We start from the raw sequence: 24,975 nt of genomic DNA, 5'->3' as shown, positions 1-24,975 counted from the left end.
AGTAAGCTAAAACCGAAAAATCCTTTGTTGTACAAGGACCTTACTGATAGCATTCAAGTGATTTCTTAAGTTTGTAGGGCTACATATTAGCCGTCATCTGGGGACCGTCTTGATCTCTCTGGGGTCTTTATTAAACCGTCAATCGCCAGCCGTGCTGGGCTTGGACATCAGTTCGTCCAGCGTCAAGCTGGTAGAGCTCAGCCAGGACAAGGCCGGCAACCTGGTGCTTGACCGGTGTGCCATTGAGCCCCTGGAACGGGGCTGGATCACCGACGGCAACGTCGAGAAATTTGACGAAGTTGCCGAGGCCGTGCGCCGACTGGTCAAAAAGAGCGGAACACGTACCAAAAATGTGGTCATGGCCCTGCCCGCGTCGGCGGTGATCACCAAGAAAATCATCCTGCCCGGCGGAATGAGCGAGCAGGAGCTGGAGATCCAGGTAGAGGCCGAGGCCAATCAATACATCCCCTTTTCACTGGATGAGGTCAGCCTTGATTTTTGTGTCATAGGTCCCAGCGCCAGCTCGGCGGGTGACGTGGAAGTGCTGATCGCCGCATCCCGCAAGGAAAAAGTCAATGACCGGCAGGGGCTGGCCGAGGCGGCAGGTCTCAAACCGGTGGTGGTGGATGTGGAGTCCTATGCTTCACGGTTGGCGACGGCCCGATTGATTGAAAGCCTGCCGAACAAGGGCTTGGACACCATGGTGGCCCTGTTCGAAGTCGGCGCCCTCACCACCAGCATGCAGGTCATCAAGAACGACGAAGTGCTGTATGAGCGCGATCAGGCTTTTGGCGGGGCGCAGCTGACCCAGCTGATCGTTCGCCAGTATGGCTTTTCTCCGGAAGAGGCGGAGGGAAAAAAACGTAGCGGCGACCTGCCGGATGACTACGATGCCAGCGTGCTTAAACCCTTTGTCGACAGCATGGCTCAGGAAATTGGCCGTGCGCTCCAGTTCTTTTTTACCAGTACACCGCACAACAAGGTGGATTACGTGATGCTGGCGGGCGGTTCGTCCGCATTGCCGGGGTTGACCGAGGCAGTGACCCAGCAGACTTCATTTGCCTGCATGGTTGCCAATCCCTTTGAGGGCATGGTTCTGGGCAGCAATGTAAGGGAGAACAAGATGAAGCGTGAAGCCGCGTCTTACCTGACCGCTTGCGGGCTGGCGTTGCGGAGGTTTTTCCAGTGATTCTGGTCAATCTGCTTCCTCATCGCGAAGCGGCGCGCAAACGCCGCCGTGAGGCTTTTTTCGTCGCCTTGGGCATTGCTGCCCTTATTGGCGGTCTGCTCTGCGGAGCGGTCTATTCCTGGTACCAGGCCCAAATTTCGGGGCAGCAGGGCAAGAATTTATTTCTGAAAACCGAAATCACCCGTCTTGAAAACCAGATCAAGGAAATTGCAGGCCTGCAGCAGGAAATCGCTGCTTTGCGTGCCCGGCAAATGGCGGTGGAAGACCTGCAGGGCAACCGGAATCTGCCGGTCTATCTGCTCGATGAGCTGGTCAGGCAACTGCCGGACGGTGTTTACATCACCAGCATGAAACAGGACAACCAGGTGGTGTTGTTGACTGGCGTGGCCCAGTCCAACGAGCGGGTCTCCGAATTGCTGCGCAATCTGGGCAACAACAGTCCCTGGTTGACCCGGCCCGAACTGATTGAAATCACAGGCAGAACAATCACGCTGGGCGCACGCGACCAGCGGCGTGTTGCGAATTTTTCGATGCGCGTGGGACTCAGGCGGGCCACGGATGTGCAGAAAGCGGCAGCATCAGCGGCGGGGTCTTCCGGCGCCGCCGTGGGCAAGCCCGCCCAGCCAGGCACTCCTGCGGCCAAGAGCTGACGAACCAGCCCCGAACAGGCACTGACTATGGCACGTACACCGAAATTCAATGTTAATTTTTCTGCGCTTCAGGACGGTCTGAAGGCGCAATTTGTCGGTCTCAACCCGAATGACCCTTCTTCCTGGCCGGCGTTTCCTCGTTTTCTCCTGTATGTGTTTGTGACCGCCGCCGTTGTGGTTGCGCTGTGGTTTGTATGGCTCAGCGATTCTGACGAGGAACTCAAGGCAGAACAGGCCAAGGAAGTACAGTTGCGGGAAGATTTCAAGAAGAAGCTGGCGCAGGCGGTCAACCTGGAAGCCCTGAAAAAGCAGCGTGAGCAGGTCCAGCAATACGTGACCCAATTGGAGAAACAACTGCCTAGCAAGGCCGAAATGGATGCCTTGCTGTCAGACATCAACCAGGCTGGCTTGGGCCGGAGTCTGCAGTTTGAGCTGTTTCGGCCCGGACAGGTCAGCGTCAGGGAGTATTACGCGGAGCTGCCCATTGCGATCAAGGTGTCTGGGCGTTATCACGACATCGGGGCTTTTGCAGCCGATATTGCCAATCTGTCCCGCATTGTGACGCTCAACAACATGACGATTGCTCCGGTCAAGGACGGAATGATGAGCATGGACACGACCGCCAAGACATTCCGCTATCTCGATCCTGAAGAAGTTGCCTTGCAGCGTAAAGCGGCGCCAGCGAAAGGCCCCAAGAAATGATGCGAACAACTATCCAAAAGACGCTCATGCTGGTGTCCACGGCGGTGGTTTGCATGAATCTGACGGCCTGCAGTTCTTCCGAGCAAGAGGAATTGCAGCAGTGGATGACCGAGCAACGCAATCTGACGAGGCCCAGGATCGACCCCTTGCCTGAGCCCACCAGGTTTTCGCCGCAGGCTTATACCCAGGAGGGTGCTGTCGAGCCTTTCAGCCCCCAGAAATTGACGCAGGCGCTGAACCGAGACTCCAACCGGGCAACTGCCAATGCAGCCCTGATTGCGCCTGAGTTGAGTCGACGCAAGGAGCCGCTGGAAGCGATGCCGCTCGATGCGGTCGCGATGGTGGGTAGCCTGACCAAGCAAGGGCAGCCGGTGGCGCTGGTGCGGGTGGACAACCTGCTGTACCAGGTGCGGGTGGGCAACTACTTGGGCCAGAACTACGGGCGCATCACGAAAATTTCTGAGACTGAGGTCGCCCTGCGGGAAATTGTGCAGGACGCTGCAGGCGAATGGTTAGAGCGGACAGCGACTTTACAGCTTCAAGAGGGGTCAAAATGAACAAAAATGCATGGACGACGCAGGCCGTCCCGACGCGGGGTGCATGGTCGCGGATATCGGCTGGCCTGGCCATCGGTACGGCTTGGGTGACGCTCGCGCTGGCAACGCAAGCATGGGCCCAGACGCCCAATGCCATCGAGGCGGTGTCGGGTTCCGTCCAGGGTGGCTCGGAAGTCATTCGTATCGACCTGAAAGAAGCGCTGACCGCAGTTCCCACTGGCTTTACGATTCAAACGCCCGCGCGGATTGCGCTCGATTTTCCTGGCGTCAGCAATTCCATGGGCCGCTCGGCCCTTGAATTGAACCTGGGCAATCTGCGCTCTGCCAACGTGGTCCAGGCGGGCGAAAGAACGCGCGTTGTCCTCAATCTGAAGGCGTCGACGGCCTACACGGCGCAGATTCAGGGGAAATCCTTGCTGATCACGCTGGACCCGGTGGCCGTTGCGACGCCCTCACCCGTCGTTGCACCTGTGTTTGCCGAAAACCGCAACCGCGACACCTTGCCGCTGAAAGACATCGATTTCCGGCGGGGGACGGACGCTTCGGGCCGGATTGTGGTCGATCTTGCCAATAACCAGGTGGGCGTCGACATCCGCCAGCAGGGGCAGACCCTGGTGGTGGAATTCCTGAAAACCGCCTTGCCCGAGGGCTTGCGTCGCCGGCTGGATGTGTCCGACTTCGGCACGCCGGTTCAAAGCGTGACCACTTCCCAGCTGGGGGACAAGGTCCGCATGGTGGTCGAACCCAAAGGCTCATGGGAACACAGTGCTTACCAGAGCGACAACCAGTTTGTGCTGGAAGTCCGTCAGCAAAAAGTGGACGAATCCAAGCTGTCGCAGGGGCCCGGCTACACGGGTGAAAAACTGTCCCTGAACTTCCAGAATATCGAGACGCGGTCCCTGTTGCAGGTCATTGCCGATTTCACCAATTTCAATATCGTCACATCCGACAGCGTGTCAGGTGCCGTGACCCTGCGCCTCAAGGATGTGCCATGGGATCAGGCTCTGGACATCATTTTGCAGGCCAAAGGTCTGGGAATGCGGAAAACAGGCAATGTGTTGCTGATTGCACCCAAGGACGAACTGGCCGCAAAAGACAAGCTCGATCTGGAGTCGCGCAACGCGATCCAGACCCTGGAGTCGGTACGCACGCAGTCCTTCCAGATCAACTATGCAAAAGCAGCGGATATCGGTGCCCAAATCACGGCGGGTGGCACCGGCCCAACCAGTGCCCGCATCCTGTCCAATCGTGGCAGTGCAATTGCAGAGGCCAGAACGAATCAGCTGTTCGTGACCGACATTCCCTCCAAGCTGGAACAAGTGCAGAGCTTCATTGCAAAAATAGACATTCCCGTGCGGCAGGTCCTGATTGAGGCACGCATTGTGGAGGCCTCGGATACTTTCGGGAAATCATTGGGTGTTCGACTAGGTGGTCGGCCGTTTACGCTCAACGGTGCAAGTAATGCATCATTCGGTCCGACTTACATCAATCCAGGTACCACACCCGGAGCTCCCGTTCAGGGCGTGAACTACGGAACTACTACAGGCGACTTTCTGAACCTTCCTGGCGTGGGCCAAAACGGATTCAATGCTGCCACTTTTGCAGTTTCCCTCTTTTCGTCAGGCGCCACTCGACTGCTCAATCTTGAAATTTCAGCCATGGAAGCCGATGGCAAAGGCAAGATTGTGTCGAGCCCGCGTATCGTGACGGCCGACCAGGTCAAGGCCCTGATCGAGCAAGGCACGGAGTTGCCGTACCAGCAAGCGACTTCCAGTGGCGCGACCTCCATCGCCTTCCGCAAGGCCAACCTGAAGCTGGAAGTGACCCCGCAAATCACGCCTGAAGGAAACATCATCCTGAATGTTGACGTGAACAAGGACAGTGTGGGCCGGTCGACGAGCAACGGCTTTGCGATCGATACCAAACACATTCAGACCCAGGTGTTGGTTGAAAACGGCGGCACAGTGGTGATCGGCGGCATTTTTGAACAGAACGAGCGTGAGGACGTAACCAAGGTTCCCTTGCTGGGCGATCTGCCTGCAGTGGGCAACCTGTTTAAAACCAGGACACGTACGGCCAACAAGTCCGAATTGCTGGTCTTCATCTCGCCCAAAATGATTTCCAACGGCGCGGCCCTGCGCTAGCATTGACTACGCGACGCGACGCGACGCGAAGCCGGGATGGCCTCCCGGCTCGCCTTGCCGGGCTGGCTGTTCTCCGAGGGATACGGTGTCTGCATGTCCTGTTCAGGCCGAGATATGTTCAACGACACGTTCTTTTTTTGTTGCCGTGATTCATCCTGACGGGGGCATCTGTTGAGCGAGCATGCCCACGTGGCGCTGATCGGTCTTCCCGGATCCGGCAAGTCCACCATCGGGCGCCAACTGGCCCGACGTCTCGGCCGACCTTTCATCGACACCGACCAGGTCATTGAGCAGCGCGTCGGTTTGTCCATCCGCGAGTTTTTTGAGCGTGAGGGCGAGGAGTCCTTTCGTGACCTTGAACAAAGCGTCATCGATGAATTGACGCTGGGCCAGCCCTGCGTTCTATCGACGGGTGGCGGGGCGGTGTTGCGGCCGGCCAATCGCCAGCATTTGAAGCAGCGCACCCAGGCGGTGTATCTGCATTCGGCACCCGAAGAGGTCTTTCGCCGCTTGCGGCACGACCGGAATCGCCCGCTGTTGCAGGTGCCTGACCCGCTGGCGCGCTTGCGCGAGCTGTATGCGCTGCGCGACCCGCTGTACCGCGAAAGCGCCCGATTTGTGGTGGAAACCGGGCGGCCTTCGGTGGCTGCACTGGTCAACATGGTGATGATGCAGCTTGAGCTGGCGGGTGTTCTTCCTGCGCCTGGCGCCTGACGCCCCATCTGCCGCAGACGCCAGGCTGATGTGCAGCACGGTATGACGGCGAAGCGCCGTGATGCGGGCCGCAGAGCGCCGTACGGACCGGCAGAGCCTCTACACTTGTGTCATGGCTTCAAATTCCCTCCTGACAACGCAGCAGGTTTTCATTGACCTGGGCGAGCGCAGCTACCCCATCACCATTGGTGCCGGCCTGCTGGGTGATCCTGGTACTTACCTGAGTCTGCCGAGTGCAAGCACCGCACTGATTGTGTCGAATGACACGGTGGCCCCTCTTTATGCCCAGTCCCTGCAGCTGGCACTGCAGGGGCATTACAAAAAGGTGTTGCAGGTGATTCTTCCCGACGGGGAGGCACACAAGGACTGGCCCACCCTGCAACTGATTTTCGACGCCCTGCTGGCCAACGGCTGTGATCGCAAGACCGTGCTTTTTGCGCTGGGCGGTGGCGTGGTGGGTGACATGACGGGATTTGCGGCAGCTTGCTATATGCGCGGTGTGCCGTTTGTGCAGGTACCCACCACCTTGCTGGCGCAGGTGGATTCTTCGGTTGGTGGGAAAACGGCCATCAATCACCCGCTGGGCAAAAACATGGTGGGCGCGTTTTACCAGCCGGAGCGCGTGATCTGCGACCTGGACGTGCTCCAGACCTTGCCCCCGCGCGAGTTGAGCGCCGGGCTTGCGGAGATCATCAAGTACGGACCGATTGCCGACATGGCTTTTCTGGACTGGATCGAGGCGAACATCGGGGACCTGCTCGCGCGCGAACCGGCGGCGCTGGCACACGCCGTCCGGCGCAGCTGCGAGATCAAGGCCGCGGTGGTGGGTCAGGATGAACGTGAAGCCGGGCTGCGCGCCATTCTGAATTACGGGCATACCTTCGGACATGCGATCGAGTCGGGACTGGGTTACGGTCAATGGCTGCATGGCGAAGGCGTGGGTTGCGGCATGGTGATGGCTGCGCGGCTGTCCCAAAGGCTGGGCCTCGTCGACGTGGCGTTTGTCGACCGCCTGCGTGCGCTCGTCCAGCGCGCCGGGCTGCCGGTTGTCGGCCCCAGGCTGTCTGCCACCGACAACGCGGGGCGCTACCTCGAACTGATGCGTGTGGATAAAAAGGCGGAAGCTGGCGAAATCAGATTTGTCGTGATCAACGCTCCTGGCCATGCAACGGTGCGCAGTGCGCCGGATGCACTGGTGCGCGAGGTGATCGACGCATGCTGCGAATGAATGCTCCTGCGATGGATTGCTATCAAAATAATAGCTATTTGCGCACGTATTGAAAGGGCGGAAGCCCGATTGGATGCTTGATTGATGACTGTACTGGCTCCCTACGCCTGCGACCCGGTCCGGTCGCGCGGCCGTCGCTATCCCGAGCCCGCTGCGCCGACCCGTTCGGCCTTTCAGCGCGACCGCGACCGGATTGTGCATTCCACAGCATTTCGCCGCCTGGTTTACAAGACCCAGGTGTTTTTGAACCATGAAGGCGATTTGTTCCGCACCCGCCTGACACATTCGCTCGAAGTCGCACAGCTTGGCCGTTCCATCGCCCGCACGCTGCAGTTGAACGAAGACCTTGTCGAAGCCATCGCGCTGGCACACGATCTCGGCCACACGCCGTTTGGCCACGCCGGTCAGGATGCGCTCAACATCTGCCTGAAAAGCCACAACCCTGACAGCGCCGGCTTCGAGCACAACCTGCAAAGCCTGCGTGTGGTGGACACGCTCGAGGAGCGTTACCCGGACTACGACGGCCTGAACCTGTCCTTTGAAACCCGCGAGGGCATTCTCAAGCATTGCTCCCGCCGCAACGCCCGGCGGATCGAAGGGCGTGAACCTGGTGGCGTGGCGCAGCGTTTCCTGGCCCCCTCCGGCGACGGCCCGCACGCGCAGCAGCCCAGCCTCGAGGCCCAGCTTGCCAATCTCGCCGATGAGATCGCCTACAACGCCCATGACATTGACGACGGCGTGCGCTCTGGCCTGCTGAGCCTGGCGCAGCTCAAGGAGGTCGAGTTGTTTGAGACGTACCACCGGGAAACGCTCGCCAGGCACCCCGGTTTGCAGGGGCGGCGATTGTTGTTTGAAACCATACGCCGCATGCTCAGTGCCCAAGTGTACGACGTGATGGACGCCACCGGCGCTGCCTTGCGGGCTGCGATGCCGGCCGATGTGCAGGCCGTGCGCCGGCATCCGCCGCTGGTCTGCTTCAGTGATGAAATGGCCCTGAAGTCCTCGTCCCTCAAGCGTTTCCTGCTGCAAAATTTATACCGCCATCCACAGGTGGTCGAGACCACACAGACGGCCCAGCAGGTGGTGCGCGACCTGTTTGCCGCTTACATGGCCGATCCGGCGCAGATGCCGCAGGCGCACAGCGACCGCTTCGATCAACTGGGCAGCAGGCCCGTCAGCGGCACAGAGCGCCAAGCCAAACCCGAGCGTGTGGTGGCCGACTACATCGCCGGCATGACAGACCGGTTTGCCACCAAGGAACACGAGCGCCTGAACGGCCGCGTGGTGTTTCCTGTTTGAAAGCCGTTCATCCCGCCAGCCTGGTGATCGCCGCCGGCGTGGTGGCGGCTCTGCATGTGGGCAAACTGCCGCCGGCGTTGCCAGCGCTGCAGCAGGTGCTAGGCGTGTCCCTGGTGCAGGCGGGTTTTTTGTTGGCGCTGTTTCAGCTCGCCGGAATGACACTGGGTTTGCCGGCCGGGTTGCTGATTCAGCGCTACGGTCCGCGGCGCAGCATGCTCGCCGGCTTGCTGGTGCTCAGCGTGGCCAGCGCCCTGGGCGGCGCGGCGCAGGGTACGGCCTGGCTGCTTGCAAGCCGCGTCTTTGAAGGGCTGGGGTTTCTGTGTGTGGTTTTGCCCGCGCCGGGGTTGCTGCGTGCGCTGGTGCCCTCCGGGCGTTTGAGTCGTGCGTTGGGTGCGTGGGGGGCCTACATGCCGCTGGGCGCAGCACTGGCCATGCTCGTGGGGCCGTGGGTGATGGCGCAGGCCGATGTCGCCTGGGGATGGCGAATTTTATGGTGGCTCCTGTCCGCCTTGTCCGTTTTGCTCGCCATCCTGTTGTATCGCAGCGTCCCTGCTGACCAGTCTCTGGAAGAGAAGTCATCGCGAGCCTCATCCCCTGGGACGTCGCTTTTTTCCGGTAGCCGTGGCCTTCTGCGCCTGACGCTGCGCTCACGCGGGGTCTGGCTGGTGGCCCTGTGCTTTTCCATGTATTCGGGTCAGTGGCTGGCTGTTGTCGGATTTTTGCCGTCGATTTACGCCCAGGCCGGATTGCCCCCCGGCGTCGCTGCCTGGCTCACCGCACTGGCGGCGGCCGTCAACATCATCGGCAACTTGGGGGCTGGCCGCTTGCTGCACATGCGTGTCCCTCCGCTGGCCTTGCTTGTTGCAGGGTTTGCCGCCATGGGCGGAGGTGCCTTGTTGGCCTTTGGGGTGGATGCCAGCCCTTGGCTACGGTATCTGGCGGTGCTGGCTTTTTCAATGGTGGGAGGCTTGATCCCGGGGACGCTGTTCAGCCTTGCGGTTCGTCTGGCACCGAGCACGGCCACCGTGCCCACCACCGTGGGCTGGATGCAGCAATGGTCGGCCTTTGGCCAGTTCTGCGGACCGCCGCTGGTGGCGTGGGTGGCTGGTCTGGTGGGACATTGGCAGCTGACCTGGACGGTGACCGGTGCCTGCGCGCTGGCTGGCATGGGGCTGGCCTGGCAGATTCACGGCCTGCTGGAGCGCGAGCCCTAGGTTCGCACCGACATCGACTCCCGGGTCGGCAGTGCGAAAGTGGCCATGCCATGGCCTTGTCGGGTTTACCCATGGACGGAGACTCGCCCTTGCATAGCCTTATGACGTGTTGGCATTTTCCACACCGCCTTTTTTCGTCCCGAACGACTACTCTGCAGGACTTGTTTAATTTGTTACGAAGAGCGCGCCTGGACTGTTTGCCCGCGTTCAGGCATCCATCGTGCTTAACGAGATGACATTTCAAAAGGTATTGCATGAGAATCAATCGACGTGCGCTCGTGATGGGCGGCCTGGCAGCTGGCGTGGCGACGCTTACCCCGCTGGCGCATTCACAGACGGGCAAGGGTGGCCGCAAACTGGTCATTGGCCAATCGGTTCCTTTGACGGGTGCGGCCGATCAGATCGGACTGGCCTACCTCAATGGTGCGAAGCTCTACTTTGATGCGATCAACGCCAAAAACGGTGCGGCGGGCTACAGGATCGAAGTCAAGACGCTGGATGATGGCTACAACCCGGCCAAGGCGGCGGCCAACGCCAGACAGTTGATTGACGAAGGCGTGGATGCACTGTTCGGTTTTGTGGGAACGGCCAGTTGTGATGCTGCTTTTGCCGTCGCCAAGCCGGCCAACACGCTGTTTTTTGCCCCGTTCGCCGCATCGGATGGCCTGCGCGAAGCCGCGCTGAGCAATGCATTTCATATCCGTCCGGCCCTGGCTGACGAGGCTTACAAAATGGTGCGCCATTGCGCTACCCTGAGCCAGGACCGCATCGCTGTTTTTGCAGAAGACGACGCCATGGGCCGTGCCGGGCTGGCAGCGGTGAACCAGGCGCTGGTTGATCTGAAGCGTCCGCCTCTTGTGGCGAGCGCCTTCGCGCCGGTCAACAGCGACAAGGTCGAAGCGGCAGTGGCCTTGCTGGCCAAGGCCCAGCCCCAGGCCATCATTCAGGTCAGCCTGTTCAACACCTCGGCGGCCTTTATCCGCGCCATGCGCAAAACCGGCTTCGCCGGTCAGTTCCTGAACTTCTCGGTGGTCGGGATTGATCCGCTGTTCACGGCGCTGGGCAAGGAAATCGGCGGCGTGGTCATCTCGCAAGTCGTGCCTTCGCCGCGTAGCGCGGGAACCCCCATCATCAAGGAGTACCTGGACGTGCTGAACGTGACCGACCAGACGCCCAGTTACGAAAGTGTTGAAGGGTATATCGCCGCACGTACCTTTGCGGAGGGCGTGCGGCGCAGCGCCGCTGGCGGTGGAAAAGCAGATCGCGCCGGGCTCCAGAAAGCCTTTGAATCCATGACCGACTATGACGTGGGCGGCTTTCGCGTCAATCTGCGTGCCAAAAAATACGAATCGGTCCGTCTGGTGGATCTGGTGACCATCACCCCGGACGGCAAGGTGGTCCGCTAGGCGTAAAGCGCACCGCATCCGCAAGTGCATAAAAGGGAGAGGGGAGGAGGGTTCCCCTATGATGGCGCTGAACCACAGCGTACATTGTCATGGCCCGCCTTCCCCGTCTGAGCCTTCCCGGCTACCCGCACCACGTCATCCTGCGCGGCAACAACCGGCAGGCTATTTTTTCGTGCCCCGCCGATTACCAGACCTTGCTGGATCTGATTGAGGAACACGCCAGAAAATCAGGCGTCGCCGTGCATGCTTATGTGTTGATGAGCAACCACGTTCATTTGCTGGTTACGCCGGAGGCCGCCGATTCCCTGCCAAGCATGATGCAGGCCGTGGGCAGGCGGTATGTGCGCTATTTCAACGACAGGCAGGGGCGATCGGGCACCCTGTGGGAGGGTCGCTACCGTTCCACGCCGATCCAGACCGAAACCTATCTGCTGGCCTGCATGGCCTATATCGATCTCAATCCGGTGCGGGCAGGGCTGGTCGCCGAGGCACGCGATTACCCCTGGTCCAGCCACGGCCACTACGTCGGATTGCGCAGCGACCGGCTGGTAACACCACACCCCCTGTTCTGGACTTTGGGGAACACACCTTTTGCGCGCGAAGCGGCCTACGCCGACATGGTGCGTGGCGGTGTGTCCGCCAGTCAGCAGGCAGCACTGACGGAATCGGCCCTGAGTGGCTGGGCTCTGGGGAATGCTGATTTTCTGACGGACCTGCAAAAAATAACAGAACGCCGGGTCGTCAAAACGCGGGTGGGACGCCCGGCGCGAAAACCAGACGGCCCGTGAGCGGTTTTCCAAATTGGGGCTGCCACGCTAATTTGCAGTTTAATCTGTCCCCAATTAATGCAATGAGATTGCCTGTTCGTTTTAATTAGAATCTGACCCCAATTTTTCTGCTTGGCATTGTTGTTGCACTGCACTATGCTGTCAGTCCTTCCGATTTATTACGAAACTTGGCAGACAGGCTGGTGTGCAATGTGCACTCCGGCGCTGTTCTCCCTTACCGACCCAGGAGTAAGCCATGACCACGGCTGCTGAAATCACGCATTTTGAACAAAACGGTCTTTATAGCCCGGCCAACGAGCATGACGCCTGCGGCGTTGGCTTTGTTGCGCACATCAAGGGTCACAAAAGCCATGCCATCGTGCAGCAGGGTCTGAAGATTCTCGAGAATCTGGATCATCGGGGCGCGGTGGGGGCGGACAAACTGATGGGTGACGGCGCCGGCATCCTGATCCAGTTGCCCGACGCGCTTTACCGTGAAGAGATGGCCAGGCAGGGCTTCAATCTCCCGCCTCCGGGTGAATATGGCGTGGGCATGGTGTTTCTGCCCAAAGAACATGCCTCGCGGCTGGCCTGTGAACAGGCGCTTGAGCGTGCCGTGCGCATGGAGGGCCAGGTGCTGCTGGGCTGGCGTGATGTACCGGTCAATCGGGAGATGCCGATGTCGCCGACGGTGCGCGAGAAAGAACCCATCCTGCGCCAGATTTTTATTGGCCGCGGCAATGATGTGATCGTGCAGGACGCACTGGAGCGCAAGCTCTACGTGATCCGCAAAACCGCCAGTGCCGCGATCCAGCGCCTGAAGCTCACCCACAGCAAGGAATATTACGTCCCCAGCATGTCCAGCCGTACCGTGGTCTACAAGGGCCTGCTGCTGGCCGACCAGGTGGGCACTTATTACCTGGACCTGACCGACCCGCGTTGCGTGTCTGCACTGGGCCTGGTGCACCAGCGGTTTTCGACCAACACCTTTCCCGAGTGGCCGCTGGCCCACCCCTACCGTTATGTTGCCCACAACGGCGAGATCAATACCGTCAAGGGCAACTACAACTGGATGAAGGCGCGCGAAGGCGTGATGTCCTCGCCGGTGCTGGGCGCCGATCTGCAAAAGCTTTACCCGATCAGCTTTGCCGACCAGTCCGACACCGCGACTTTCGACAACTGCCTGGAACTGCTGACCATGGCCGGCTACCCGATCAGCCAGGCCGTGATGATGATGATTCCCGAGCCCTGGGAACAGCACACCATGATGGATGAGCGCCGCAAGGCCTTTTATGAGTACCACGCGGCCATGCTGGAGCCTTGGGACGGTCCGGCGTCCATCGTGTTCACCGACGGCCGCCAGATCGGCGCGACGCTGGACCGCAATGGCTTGCGTCCGTCCCGCTATTGCGTGACCGACGACGACCTGGTCATCATGGCATCCGAGTCGGGCGTGCTCCCGATTCCGGAAAACAAGATCGTGCGCAAATGGCGTCTGCAGCCCGGCAAGATGTTCCTGATCGACCTGGAACAGGGCCGCATGATCGACGATGAGGAGATCAAGGCCACGCTGGCCCACAGCAAGCCCTACAAGCAATGGATTGAAAACCTGCGCATCCGGCTCGACGATGTGCAGGCGACGACGGTGCCTGCGCCGACGGACGGCCTGAAGATGGGTTCCGACGAAGCGAGCGCGACCTCGGCGTCGAGCTCCGGCTTGACCGAGTCGCACTCCTTGCTGGACCGCCAGCAGGCCTTCGGATACACCCAGGAAGACATCAAGTTCCTGATGTCGCCCATGGCCGTCAATGGCGAGGAAGGCACCGGCTCCATGGGCAATGACAGCCCGCTGGCCGTGCTGTCCAACAAGAACAAGCCGCTGTACAACTACTTCAAGCAGCTGTTCGCGCAGGTGACCAACCCGCCCATCGACCCGATTCGCGAGGCGATTGTGATGTCGCTGGTGTCCTTTGTGGGCCCCAAGCCCAACCTGCTCGATATCAACCAGGTCAACCCGCCAATGCGGCTGGAGGTCGGTCAGCCGGTCCTCAATGTCGCCGACATGCGCAAGCTGCGCGACATCGAAACCCACACCCAGGGCAAATTCAAGAGCTATACGCTGGACATCACCTACCCGCTGGCCTGGGGCCACGAAGGGGTTGAAGCCAAGCTCGCCTCGCTGTGTGCGGAAGCGGTCGACGCGATCAAGAGCGGCAAGAACATCCTGATCGTCAGCGACCGTGGCATCAGCCCGACCCAGGTCGCAATTCCGGCCTTGCTGGCGCTGTCGGCCATTCACCAGCACCTGGTCAAGGAGGGCTTGCGCACGACGGCAGGTCTGGTGGTGGAAACCGGCTCGGCCCGTGAAGTCCATCATTTTGCCGTGCTCGCCGGTTATGGCGCGGAAGCCGTGCACCCGTATCTGGCCATGGAAACGCTGGCCGAACTCGCCAGGGATTTGCCCGGGGACCTGAGTGCCGACAAGGCGATCTACAACTACACCAAAGCGGTTGGCAAGGGCCTGTCCAAGATCATGTCCAAGATGGGCGTGTCCACCTACATGAGTTATTGCGGTGCCCAGCTGTTCGAAGCGATCGGCCTGAACCGCGCCACCATCGACAAGTTCTTTACCGGTACTGCCAGCCAGGTCGAAGGCATGGGCGTGTTCGAGATCGCCGAAGAAGCGCTGCGCATGCACAAGGCCGCCTTCGGCAACGACCCGGTGCTGGCCAACATGCTGGACGCCGGCGGCGAATACGCCTGGCGCGTGCGCGGTGAAGACCACATGTGGACGCCAGATGCGATTGCCAAGCTGCAGCATTCAACACGTTCGAACAACTGGAACACCTACAAGGAATACGCCCAGCTGATCAACGACCAGAACCGCCGCCACATGACGCTGCGCGGCCTGTTCGAGTTCAGGATCGATCCGTCGAAAGCCATCCCGATCGACGAGGTCGAGCCGGCCAAGGAAATTGTGAAACGTTTCGCCACCGGCGCGATGTCGTTGGGCTCCATCAGCACCGAGGCGCATGCCACGCTGGCCGTGGCCATGAATCGCATCGGCGGCAAGAGCAATACCGGAGAGGGCGGAGAAGATCCGAACCGCTACCGTCAGGAGCTCAAGGGTATCCCGATCAAAAAGGGCGAGACACTCAAGAGCGTGATTGGCGAGAGCGTGGTTGAGGTTGACCTGCCCTTGCAGGACGGAGACTCGCTGCGTTCGCGCATCAAGCAGGTCGCCTCGGGGCGTTTCGGCGTCACGGCCGAATACCTCGTGTCGGCCGACCAGATCCAGATCAAGATGGCGCAGGGTGCCAAGCCGGGTGAGGGGGGTCAGCTGCCGGGCGGCAAGGTCAGCGAGTACATCGGCCAGCTGCGTTACTCCGTGCCGGGTGTGGGCCTGATCTCGCCTCCGCCGCACCACGACATCTACTCCATCGAGGATCTGGCACAACTGATTCATGACCTGAAAAACGTCAACCCGCGCGCCAGCATCAGCGTCAAGCTGGTCAGCGAAGTCGGCGTTGGCACGATCGCCGCGGGCGTGGCCAAAGCCAAGTCCGACCACGTGGTGATCGCTGGCCATGACGGCGGCACCGGCGCCTCGCCATGGTCGTCCATCAAGCATGCAGGATCTCCTTGGGAGATCGGCCTGGCGGAGACGCAGCAGACACTGGTGCTCAACCGCCTGCGCGGCCGCATCCGCGTGCAGGCCGACGGCCAGATGAAAACCGGCCGCGACGTTGTGATTGGTGCCTTGCTCGGTGCTGACGAATTCGGCTTCGCCACGGCGCCGCTGGTGGTCGAGGGCTGCATCATGATGCGCAAATGCCATCTCAATACCTGCCCGGTCGGCGTCGCCACGCAGGACCCGGTGCTGCGCCAGAAATTCAGCGGCAAGCCCGAACACGTCGTGAATTACTTCTTCTTCGTGGCGGAAGAGGCTCGCCAATTGATGGCGCAGCTCGGTGTGCGCAAGTTCGACGAACTCATTGGCCGTGCCGACCTGCTCGATACCCAGAAGGGCATCGAGCACTGGAAGGCCGACGGGCTGGACTTCTCCCGCCTGTTCTACCAGCCCAACGTACCGGCCGATGTACCGCGCAAACATGTCATGGAGCAGGACCATGCGCTGGAAAAGGCGTTGGATGTGCGCCTGATCGAGAAATCGAAAGCAGCGCTTGAAAAGGGTGAAAAAGTCCAGTTCATCGAGGTGGCCCGCAACGTCAACCGCACCGTCGGCGCCATGCTGTCCGGCGAGCTGACGCGGCGCCACCCGGAGGGCCTGCCGGACGACACCTTGCGCATCCAGCTCGAAGGCACGGGCGGCCAGTCTTTCGGCGCTTTCCTGGCCAAAGGCATCACCATGTACCTGATCGGCGATGCCAATGACTACACCGGCAAGGGCCTGTCGGGCGGGCGCATTGTCGTACGCCCGAGCATCGATTTCCGTGGTGACGCGGTCAAGAACACCATCGTCGGCAACACCGTGCTCTATGGCGCGACCACCGGCGAAGCCTTTTTCAGCGGCGTGGCCGGTGAACGTTTTGCGGTGCGCCTGTCGGGCGCCACGGCGGTCGTCGAGGGAACGGGCGATCATGGTTGCGAATACATGACCGGTGGTACCGTGGCGGTGCTAGGGAAAACCGGGCGCAACTTCGCGGCCGGAATGAGCGGTGGTGTGGCTTACGTGTACGACGAGGACGGCCAGTTTGCCAAACGCTGCAACACGGCCATGGTGTCGCTGGAAAAAGTCCAGCCTGCTGCCCAGCAGGAGGCCGGGTCCGACCATGCCTTGTGGCACGGCGGCAAGACCGATGAAGCGCAACTGAAGAAACTGCTTGAAGACCACAACCGCTGGACCGGCAGCAAGCGTGCCCGCGAGTTGCTGGACAACTGGGCGGAAGCGCGCGGCAAGTTTGTCAAGGTGTTCCCGCTGGAATACAAGCGGGCACTCGGCGAAATGGCGGCCAGGAAGCTCGCCACAGCCGCACCCGCCAAAGCGGCGTCCAAGCCGGTCGGTGAAAAAGCCGCCAAAGCCTCAGCCTGAACAAGAAGTATCTGGAGTAGCCTCATGGGAAAAGTCACCGGTTTCATGGAATACGAGCGCATCGAGGAAGGCTACAAGCCTGTGCCCGAGCGGCTGAAAAACTACAAGGAGTTTGTGATCGGGCTCGACGATGCGCAGGCCAACAAGCAGGCCGCGCGTTGCATGGACTGCGGCACGCCGTTTTGCAACAGCGGCTGCCCCGTCAACAACATCATTCCTGATTTCAACGACATGGTGTTCCGGGGCAACTGGAAAAGTGCGATTGACACCCTGCACAGCACCAACAACTTTCCGGAGTTCACGGGCCGGATCTGCCCCGCACCCTGCGAGGCGGCCTGCACGCTCAACGTGAACGACGACGCGGTGGGCATCAAGTCCATAGAGCACGCCATCATCGACCGTGCCTGGGCCGAGGGCTGGGTCCAGCCACAACCACCTGCACACAGGACCGGGAAAAAGGTGGCCGTGGTGGGTTCGGGTCCTGCGGGTATGGCTGCGGCGCAGCAGCTGGCGCGGGTCGGCCATGACGTGACCCTGTTCGAGAAAAACGACCGCATCGGCGGCCTGCTGCGTTACGGCATTCCCGACTTCAAGATGGAAAAAACCCATATTGATCGCCGTGTGGCGCAAATGCAGGCCGAAGGCGTGACCTTTCGTACTGGCGTCATGGTCGGACGGGCGAAGGACGCGCTGGGAAAGGACTCGAAAGTCACCAATTGGGCCAAGGAAACCATCACGCCCGAACAGCTGCAAAAGGATTTTGACGCGATCGTGCTGTCCGGCGGAGCCGAGCAGTCGCGTGATCTGCCCGTGCCAGGCCGTGAACTCGCAGGCATCCATTTCGCGATGGAATTCCTGCCGCAGCAGAACAAGGTCAACGCCGGCGACAAGGTCAAGGACCAGTTGCGCGCCGATGGCAAACACGTGATCGTGATCGGCGGCGGCGACACCGGCTCGGATTGTGTCGGTACCAGCAATCGTCATGGCGCAGCCAGCGTCACGCAGTTCGAACTGCTGCCGCAGCCTCCTGAAGAAGAAAACCGACCCATGACCTGGCCCTACTGGCCCATCAAGCTGCGTACCAGTTCCAGCCATGAAGAAGGCTGCGAGCGTGAATTCGCCATTTCCACCAAGGAATTCATCGGCGACAAGGGCAAGGTCACCGGTCTGAAAACGGTGCGCGTTGAGTGGAAAGACGGCAAGATGCAGGAGGTACCGGGCTCCGAGCAGTTGCTGAAGGCCGACCTGGTGCTTCTGGCCATGGGTTTTGTAGCGCCGGTGGCACCGGTGCTGGACGCTTTTGGGGTCGAGAAAGACGCACGCGGCAACGCCAAGGCGACTACCGACTTCACCGGTGGTTATGCCACCAATGTGCCCAAGGTCTTTGCGGCGGGCGATATGCGTCGGGGCCAGAGCCTGGTGGTCTGGGCGATTCGCGAGGGCCGCCAGGTGGCGCGCTCGGTCGACGAGTTCCTGATGGGCTTCAGCGACCTGCCGCGCTGACCGTCGCGGCCCCTCGCGGATGCCCGCGAGGGTGCGAAGTCGAGGCTTGGCGTGCTGGCCGCGCGCCGCGAAGGGCGCGCGAACCTGAGGAAAACGCGGCTCCGATGGCTGGCGGCTTATGTGCCAACACCTGGCCGGCATGACGGACCCGGAAGGGTATCGAAGGCGCGCCTTGCCGCGACCTGTCGCGCAAAACCGCAGTCTTTCCCGGTCTTTCCTTCATCTTTGTCGGCGCGCGCGATGAAGGTTAGGCTGCCCGGCCTGAATCGGGCATCTTTCCGGGGCGATTTCTGTGAAAAATGAACGATTCCGACCGCCCGCGCGGGTCAGAGTAATCCCTTATGATCAATAAGCCGGATATCCGGCTTGTGTCTTTTTATGGCCTCCTCTTCCAATCCTTCCCTTGTTGAATTGCGTCACCTTACCTTTGGTTACGGTGAGCGTGTCATTCTGGACGACATTTCCCTGTCGGTGCCACGCGGCAAGGTGACGGCACTGATGGGGGCTTCCGGCGGTGGGAAAACGACCATTTTGCGGCTCATTGGAGGCCAGATCCGTGCCCAATCCGGCGAATTGCTGTTCGATGACCAGGATGTCACCCGGATGGATCAGGAGCAGATCTATGCAGCTAGGCGTCGCATGGGCATGCTTTTCCAGTTCGGAGCCCTGTTTGCCGACTTGAGCGTTTACGAGAATGTGGCATTTCCGCTGCACGAACACACCGACCTGCCCGAAGCCCTGATTCGCGACATTGTCCTCATGAAGCTCAACGCGGTCGGCCTGCGCGGCGCGCGTGACCTCATGCCCAGCGAGGTGTCCGGCGGCATGGCACGGCGTATCGCGCTGGCCCGCGCCATCGCGCTGGACCCCGAGCTGGTGATGTATGACGAGCCTTTTTCCGGTCTGGACCCGATTTCACTGGGAACGGCGGCGCGGCTGATCCGGCACTTGAACGACGCCATGGGTCTGACCAGTATTTTTGTCTCGCACGAGCTCGAGCAGACCTTTGCCGTGGCCGACCATGTGATCATCCTGGCCAACGGAAAAATTGCGACCGAGGGGACGCCCGAGCAAGTTCGCCAAAGCACCGATCCGCTGGTGTACCAGTATGTCAACGCCCTGCCGGACGGCCCGGTTCAGTTCCACTATCCCGGCCTGTCGGTTGAGGAAGATTTTGGCCCCGGCCTCGCGCCCGTTGCCAGCCAGCCAGGAGCGGCACCATGAGCTGGTACAAACCTTCGGATGTCGGCTTTGCCACCCGCAGCAAACTCGCCGACCTGGGTCTGGGCGCACGCCTTTTCTTTCGGCTCCTCCTTTCCCTGCCTTCGACTTTCCGCCGTTTCGGCCTCGTGCGCGACCAGATCCATTTCCTGGGCAACTATTCGCTGGTCATCATTGCGGTGTCCGGCCTGTTTGTCGGCTTCGTGTTCGGCCTGCAGGGTTATTACACGTTGCAGCGTTTTGGTTCGTCAGATGCGCTGGGCTTGCTCGTGACCCTGACGCTGGTGCGCGAACTCGGGCCAGTGGTGACGGCCTTGTTGTTTGCGGGGCGGGCCGGCACGTCGCTGACTGCAGAAATCGGCCTCATGAAGGCCGGCGAGCAGATCAGCGTCATGGAAATGATGGCCGTCGATCCGGTGCAGCGCATCCTGGCGCCCCGTTTCTGGGCCGGCGTGATTGTCATGCCCCTGCTGGCTGCCGTGTTCAGCGCGATGGGCGTGATTGGCGGGTGGGCCGTTGGCGTGGTCATGATCGGGGTCGATGCAGGGTCTTTCTGGAGCCAGATTCAAGGCGGGGTCGATGTCTGGAAAGATGTGGGCAACGGTGTGATCAAGAGTGTTGTTTTCGGCTTTACCGTGACGTTTATTGCGCTGTTACAGGGGTTCGAGGCGCAACCCACACCGGAAGGCGTGGCCAGCGCCACGACGCGCACGGTGGTGGTGGCTTCCCTGTCGGTTCTGGGTCTGGATTTCATCCTGACCGCGATGATGTTTACCTGAGGAGGGTGTTGTGCAACGCTCAAAAAATGATGTGTGGGTTGGTATTTTTGTCATGATCGGCGCTGCGGCCATCCTGTTTCTGGCATTGCAGGCCGCCAATCTGCTGAACCTGAGTTTCCAGTCCACCTACCGGATCACGGCCAAATTTGACAACGTCGGCGGCCTCAAACCCAAGGGCGCGGTGCGCAGCGGCGGTGTGGTGGTTGGTCGTGTGGAGTCACTGGTGTTTGACGACAAGTCTTTCCAGGCGCGTGTCACGCTGGCCATGGAGAGTCGTTATGCCTTTCCCAAGGACAGTTCGCTGAAGATCCTCACCAGCGGCTTGCTCGGTGAGCAGTACATCGGCATCGAGGCCGGGGCCAGCGAGAAGAATCTGGTGGCCGGCGACACCATCTCCAGCACGCAATCCGCGGTTGTGCTGGAAAATCTCATCAGCCAGTTTTTGTACAGCAAGGCGGCGGACAGCAGTTCTGGCTCGGTGACTGCACCGCCCTCAGGGAGTAACGAAAAAAAATGAAACCACGAATCACAATGAACCGGACCGGCCTGTGGGCCGGGCTGCTGGCGCTTGCCCTGCTGCAGGGCTGCGCCGTCGGCCCGAACCCGCGTGACCCGTTCGAACCCTTCAACCGCAGCGTGACCCGTTTCAACGACGGCCTCGACGAGGCCATCGTCAAGCCGGTGGCGCAGGCGTACCAGGATACGGTGCCCTCGCCGGTGCGCACGGGCGTCAACAACTTCTTCGGCAACCTGTCGGACGCATGGTCTTTCGTCAACAACGTGCTCCAGGCCAAGCCGCAAGCGGCCGTCGACAGCTTCATGCGTGTCAGCGTCAACACGCTGATTGGCCTGGGCGGCGTGCTGGACTGGGCCACGCCCATGGGCATAGAGCGTCACCGCGAGGATTTTGGCAAGACGCTGGGACGCTGGGGAGTGGCCACCGGTCCCTACCTGGTGCTGCCTGTACTGGGCCCCTCGACGGTGCGTGATGCTGCTGCACGGGTAGTCGACGCCAAAGGCGACCTGGTGTTGCAGATCGACAATGTACCTGTCCGCAATTCTCTCTATGTCCTGCGCGCGGTAGACCTTCGCGCCAGCCTGTTGCGCGCCGGGGAGGTGCTAGATCAGGCGGCCCTGGACAAATACAGTTTCACGCGCGACGCCTACCTGCAGCGCCGCGGTGTGGTGATAGACACCAACGGCGATACCGAGGAGCGGTATGACCTGCCCGAATCGCCTTCGCCGGCGCCGGCCAAGTAAAGAACATTTACACGCAGTGCCATAACTTCACTGAACCGCCTGAACCAAAGCCTGGAAAACGCTGTCAAATCAAGCACTTGCCTGTCAGTTGTGCCAAAGGGACATCCGCCCGGCCCGGCAGGCCCGTGTTCCGAACCGAAAGAAAGCCATGAACCGTCGAATTTTTAGCCATGTCGTGGGGGCCTGCCTCGCAGGTGTTCTGCTGGCCGCCGGCCCTGTTGCAGGTGCCGTCGAGGAAGCGCCGGACGCGCTGATCAAGCGTACCTCCACCGAAGTGCTTGACATCATCAAGGCCGACAAGGCCATCCAGGCCGGCGACACCGCGAAGGTCATTGCGCTGGTCGATGGCAAGGTCATGCCGCATGTGAATTTCACGCGCATGACGGCGGCGACCGTGGGCCGGAACTGGCGCCAAGCCACCCCCGAGCAGCAAAAGCGCCTGCAGGAAGAGTTCAAGACATTGCTGGTTCGCACTTATTCCGGGGCGCTGGCCCAGGTCAAGGACCAGACCGTCAATGTCAAACCCCTGCGGGCCGCGCCAACGGACAACGAAGTGATCGTGCGCACCGAAGTGATCGGCCGTAGTGAACCGATCCAGCTGGATTACCGCATGGAAAAAACCCCCACGGGCTGGAAAATCTACGACCTTAACGTCCTGGGCATCTGGATGGTGGAAACCTACCGTACCCAGTTCGCACAGGAAATCACTGCAAAGGGCGTGGATGGACTGATCGCCGCACTGTCCCAGCGCAACAAGTCGAACGCGGGCGAGAAAACGAACGTGGGCGAGAAAAAGTCCTGAACGGGAATGCTGCCGTGCTGACGCTTCCTCCTGTCCTGACCCACGCCGCAGCGGCTGGTTTTGCCCGCGGCCTGAAACCCGAGCTGTTTGCCGGGCCCGCAGAAGTGGTGGCCGACGCCGGTGGGTTGCAGCAGTTTGACTCCTCAGCGCTGGCGGTCCTGCTGGAATGCCGGCGTCATGCGCTGGCCGCAGGCAAGCGCTTCTCGGTGCGCGGTGCCCCTGCGCGACTGCGGGAACTGGCCGAGTTGTATGGCGTCGCAGAGTTGATTCCGCCAGCAGCGGCTGCCGCGGCCTGAACCTGAAAGCGGGCAGGTTCGCGCTTTTTGGCCCCTGCCTGGGTGCAGGGCTGGGGACATTTGCGCTGCCGGGCCGGAAGAAACAGGCGTCAGCCCTTAAAATAGCCGGCTCATGCCCGCCATCTCATTCCAGTCCGTCTCAAAAATCTACCCATCGACACGCAGCCAGACTGGTCCCGGGGTCCGGGCGCTGGACAATGTCAGCTTTGATATCCAGCAGGGCGAGTTTTTCGGCCTGCTGGGCCCCAACGGGGCCGGTAAAACCTCGCTGATCAGCATTCTGGCGGGCCTCTCGCGGGCCAGCAGCGGCCGTGTGCTGGTGCATGGCAGCGATGTGGTGACCGACTACGCCGCTGCCCGCCGCAAGCTCGGCATCGTGCCGCAGGAACTGGTGTTTGATCCCTTTTTCACGGTGCGTGAGGCTCTGCGCATTCAATCCGGCTATTTCGGTGTCAAAAACAACGACGGCTGGATCGACGAGTTGCTGCTCAGTCTGGGGCTGGCCGACAAGGCGGACGCCAATATGCGGCAGCTGTCGGGCGGCATGAAGCGCCGCGTGCTGGTGGCGCAGGCACTGGTGCACAAACCCCAGGTCATCGTGCTTGACGAACCCACCGCTGGCGTGGATGTGGAACTGCGCCAGACACTCTGGCAGTTTGTCGCCAGGCTCAACAAGCAGGGCAGCACCGTGCTGCTGACGACGCATTACCTCGAAGAGGCCGAGGCGCTGTGCAACCGGATTGCGATGCTCAAGCAGGGCCGCATGGTGGCCTTGGCCACCACTTCCGAGTTGCTCAAGGCGGCCTCCTCGAATGTGCTCAGGTTCAAGATCGACAGCGAACTGCCGAAGGCGATCGCCGACAAGGCGCGCATCACCGGCCGCATCGTGCAGCTGCCAGCGCACAATGCCAACGAGATCGAGCACTACCTCAGCGCGATCCGCGAGGCCGGCCTGGTGGCCGAGGACGTCGAGATTCGCAAGGCCGACCTCGAAGACGTCTTTCTTGAGGTCATGGCCGAGAAAATCGGGGTGACCGCATGACCGGCTGGCAAACGCTTTTCTACAAGGAAGTTCTGCGCTTCTGGAAAGTCGGATTCCAGACCGTAGGCGCGCCCATCCTCACCGCCGTCATGTACATGCTGATTTTTGGCCATGTGCTGCAGGACCATGTGAAGGTTTACGACACGGTCGGCTACACGGCCTTCCTGGTGCCAGGCCTGGTCATGATGAGCGTGCTGCAGAACGCTTTTGCCAACAGCTCCTCTTCGCTGATCCAGAGCAAGATCATGGGCAGCCTGGTGTTTGTGCTGCTCAGCCCGCTGTCGCACTGGCACTGGTTTTTCGCCTATGTCGGCTCTTCCATCGTGCGCGGTCTGGCCGTCGGCTTGGGGGTGTTTGTGGTCACCGTCTATTTCGGCCAGCCCAGTTTCCTGGCACCGCTGTGGATTGTGGTGTTTGCGGTGCTCGGCGCGGCCTTGCTGGGCGCTCTGGGGTTGATCGCCGGTCTCTGGGCAGAAAAATTCGACCAGATGGCGGTATTCCAGAATTTTGTGATCATGCCCATGACTTTCCTCAGTGGTGTTTTCTACTCCATCCACTCGCTGCCACCATTTTGGCAAACCGTCAGCCACCTGAACCCGTTTTTCTACATGATCGACGGCTTCCGTTACGGTTTTTTCGGTGTCAGCGACGTGTCCCCCTGGCTGAGTCTGGCCATCGTGGGCAGCGCACTGCTGGTGGTCAGCGGCATCGCGGTGAATTTGCTTCGCATCGGCTACAAAATCAGGCACTGAATATGACCCCCACGCTTTTCGCTTCGCGTGCCTTCGGCGGTGCGCTGCCCCTTGCACGAAGAAGAGGGGCGCTGCGCCTGCGGGCCGGCGAAGCCGGACCCGCGGCCCCTGTTTGAATGAATACAGATACTCAGTGAGCGATACACCATGACCAGCGAAGAACTCCAAACCATCATTGCCGCAGGCCTGCCCTGCGAACACATCGCCCTGACCGGCGACGGCCGGCATTGGTATGCCACCATCGTGTCTGCCGCTTTTGAAGGCCAGCGCCTGATCCAGCGTCATCAGCGGGTGTACGCCACGCTGGGCGGGCGCATGCAGACGGACGAGGTGCATGCCCTGTCCATGAAAACCTACACACCGGCCGAGTGGGCCGCCAGCGGCGCGGAAGAATAAA

22 protein-coding genes are annotated in these 24,975 nt (G+C 60.8%); all 22 read left to right on the top strand.

Features of this window, described 5'->3' with window-relative positions; all coding sequences use genetic code 11:
* Positions 1-109 precede the first annotated feature (109 nt).
* Positions 110-1,189: a pilus assembly protein PilM gene (locus B7X65_RS10630; protein WP_293594275.1), complete on the top strand. Its 1,080-nt coding sequence runs from the start codon at positions 110-112 to the stop codon at positions 1,187-1,189.
* On the top strand, positions 1,186-1,839 hold the full coding sequence (locus B7X65_RS10625; RefSeq protein ID WP_293594274.1) for a PilN domain-containing protein: 654 nt from the start codon (positions 1,186-1,188) through the stop codon (positions 1,837-1,839). Before B7X65_RS10630 ends, B7X65_RS10625 begins: the two co-directional genes overlap by 4 nt.
* Positions 1,840-1,866: 27 nt before the next feature.
* On the top strand, positions 1,867-2,541 hold the full coding sequence (locus B7X65_RS10620) for a type 4a pilus biogenesis protein PilO (protein WP_293594273.1): 675 nt from the start codon (positions 1,867-1,869) through the stop codon (positions 2,539-2,541).
* A 26-nt stretch (positions 2,542-2,567) separates the two neighbouring features.
* Positions 2,568-3,098 (top strand): pilus assembly protein PilP, encoded by a 531-nt coding sequence (locus tag B7X65_RS10615; RefSeq protein WP_293594272.1) that lies wholly within the window; start codon positions 2,568-2,570, stop codon positions 3,096-3,098.
* A complete protein-coding gene (locus tag B7X65_RS10610) occupies positions 3,095-5,242 on the top strand; it encodes a type IV pilus secretin PilQ (RefSeq protein WP_293594271.1) in 2,148 nt (715 codons plus the stop codon). Before B7X65_RS10615 ends, B7X65_RS10610 begins: the two co-directional genes overlap by 4 nt.
* A 171-nt stretch (positions 5,243-5,413) precedes the next feature.
* On the top strand, positions 5,414-5,956 hold the full coding sequence (locus tag B7X65_RS10605) for a shikimate kinase (RefSeq protein ID WP_293594270.1): 543 nt from the start codon (positions 5,414-5,416) through the stop codon (positions 5,954-5,956).
* Positions 5,957-6,068: 112 nt separating this feature from the next.
* Positions 6,069-7,184, top strand: a complete 1,116-nt coding sequence (gene aroB / locus B7X65_RS10600; protein WP_293594269.1) for a 3-dehydroquinate synthase — start codon at positions 6,069-6,071, stop codon at positions 7,182-7,184.
* A gap of 84 nt (positions 7,185-7,268) precedes the next feature.
* Positions 7,269-8,483 carry a deoxyguanosinetriphosphate triphosphohydrolase gene (locus B7X65_RS10595; RefSeq protein ID WP_293594268.1) on the top strand — a complete coding sequence of 405 codons (1,215 nt, stop codon included), beginning with the start codon at positions 7,269-7,271 and terminating at the stop codon, positions 8,481-8,483.
* A complete protein-coding gene (locus B7X65_RS10590; RefSeq protein WP_293594267.1) occupies positions 8,480-9,697 on the top strand; it encodes a CynX/NimT family MFS transporter in 1,218 nt (405 codons plus the stop codon). Before B7X65_RS10595 ends, B7X65_RS10590 begins: the two co-directional genes overlap by 4 nt.
* Positions 9,698-9,951: 254 nt before the next feature.
* Positions 9,952-11,103, top strand: coding sequence for an ABC transporter substrate-binding protein (locus B7X65_RS10585; RefSeq protein ID WP_293594266.1), 1,152 nt, complete (start codon positions 9,952-9,954; stop codon positions 11,101-11,103).
* Positions 11,104-11,192: 89 nt separating this feature from the next.
* The gene (locus tag B7X65_RS10580; RefSeq protein ID WP_293594265.1) at positions 11,193-11,891 is read left to right on the top strand and encodes a transposase; all 699 of its coding nucleotides are present in this window, start codon (positions 11,193-11,195) and stop codon (positions 11,889-11,891) included.
* A 235-nt stretch (positions 11,892-12,126) separates the two neighbouring features.
* Positions 12,127-16,923 (top strand): glutamate synthase-related protein, encoded by a 4,797-nt coding sequence (locus B7X65_RS10575; protein WP_293594264.1) that lies wholly within the window; start codon positions 12,127-12,129, stop codon positions 16,921-16,923.
* A gap of 24 nt (positions 16,924-16,947) precedes the next feature.
* Positions 16,948-18,426 (top strand): glutamate synthase subunit beta, encoded by a 1,479-nt coding sequence (locus B7X65_RS10570; RefSeq protein WP_293594263.1) that lies wholly within the window; start codon positions 16,948-16,950, stop codon positions 18,424-18,426.
* A 378-nt stretch (positions 18,427-18,804) separates the two neighbouring features.
* Positions 18,805-19,650 (top strand): ABC transporter ATP-binding protein, encoded by an 846-nt coding sequence (locus B7X65_RS10565; RefSeq protein ID WP_293594262.1) that lies wholly within the window; start codon positions 18,805-18,807, stop codon positions 19,648-19,650.
* Positions 19,647-20,426, top strand: a complete 780-nt coding sequence (gene mlaE, locus B7X65_RS10560; protein ID WP_293594261.1) for a lipid asymmetry maintenance ABC transporter permease subunit MlaE — start codon at positions 19,647-19,649, stop codon at positions 20,424-20,426. The genes B7X65_RS10565 and mlaE overlap by 4 nt, the downstream gene beginning before the upstream one ends.
* 10 nt (positions 20,427-20,436) lie before the next feature.
* Positions 20,437-20,943: an outer membrane lipid asymmetry maintenance protein MlaD gene (mlaD, locus tag B7X65_RS10555; protein WP_293594260.1), complete on the top strand. Its 507-nt coding sequence runs from the start codon at positions 20,437-20,439 to the stop codon at positions 20,941-20,943.
* On the top strand, positions 20,940-21,686 hold the full coding sequence (locus B7X65_RS10550; protein ID WP_293594259.1) for a VacJ family lipoprotein: 747 nt from the start codon (positions 20,940-20,942) through the stop codon (positions 21,684-21,686). The genes mlaD and B7X65_RS10550 overlap by 4 nt, the downstream gene beginning before the upstream one ends.
* A gap of 148 nt (positions 21,687-21,834) precedes the next feature.
* Positions 21,835-22,488, top strand: coding sequence for a phospholipid-binding protein MlaC (locus tag B7X65_RS10545; protein ID WP_293594258.1), 654 nt, complete (start codon positions 21,835-21,837; stop codon positions 22,486-22,488).
* Positions 22,485-22,784, top strand: coding sequence for an STAS domain-containing protein (locus B7X65_RS10540; RefSeq protein WP_324487757.1), 300 nt, complete (start codon positions 22,485-22,487; stop codon positions 22,782-22,784). The genes B7X65_RS10545 and B7X65_RS10540 overlap by 4 nt, the downstream gene beginning before the upstream one ends.
* Positions 22,785-22,896: 112 nt before the next feature.
* Complete coding sequence (locus B7X65_RS10535) at positions 22,897-23,826, top strand: ABC transporter ATP-binding protein (protein ID WP_293594256.1); 930 nt, start codon at positions 22,897-22,899, stop codon at positions 23,824-23,826.
* The gene (locus B7X65_RS10530; protein ID WP_293594255.1) at positions 23,823-24,578 is read left to right on the top strand and encodes an ABC transporter permease; all 756 of its coding nucleotides are present in this window, start codon (positions 23,823-23,825) and stop codon (positions 24,576-24,578) included. The genes B7X65_RS10535 and B7X65_RS10530 overlap by 4 nt, the downstream gene beginning before the upstream one ends.
* Before the next feature lie 147 nt (positions 24,579-24,725).
* Positions 24,726-24,974, top strand: a complete 249-nt coding sequence (locus B7X65_RS10525) for a BolA family protein (protein WP_096667111.1) — start codon at positions 24,726-24,728, stop codon at positions 24,972-24,974.
* Position 24,975: the final 1 nt, after the last annotated feature.

Source organism: Polaromonas sp. 39-63-25 (assembly GCF_002278925.1).
Classification (GTDB): Bacteria; Pseudomonadota; Gammaproteobacteria; order Burkholderiales; family Burkholderiaceae_C; genus Polaromonas.
Note: the sequence above shows the minus strand (reverse complement) of the source record. Positions and strands in the feature narration are given on the sequence as shown.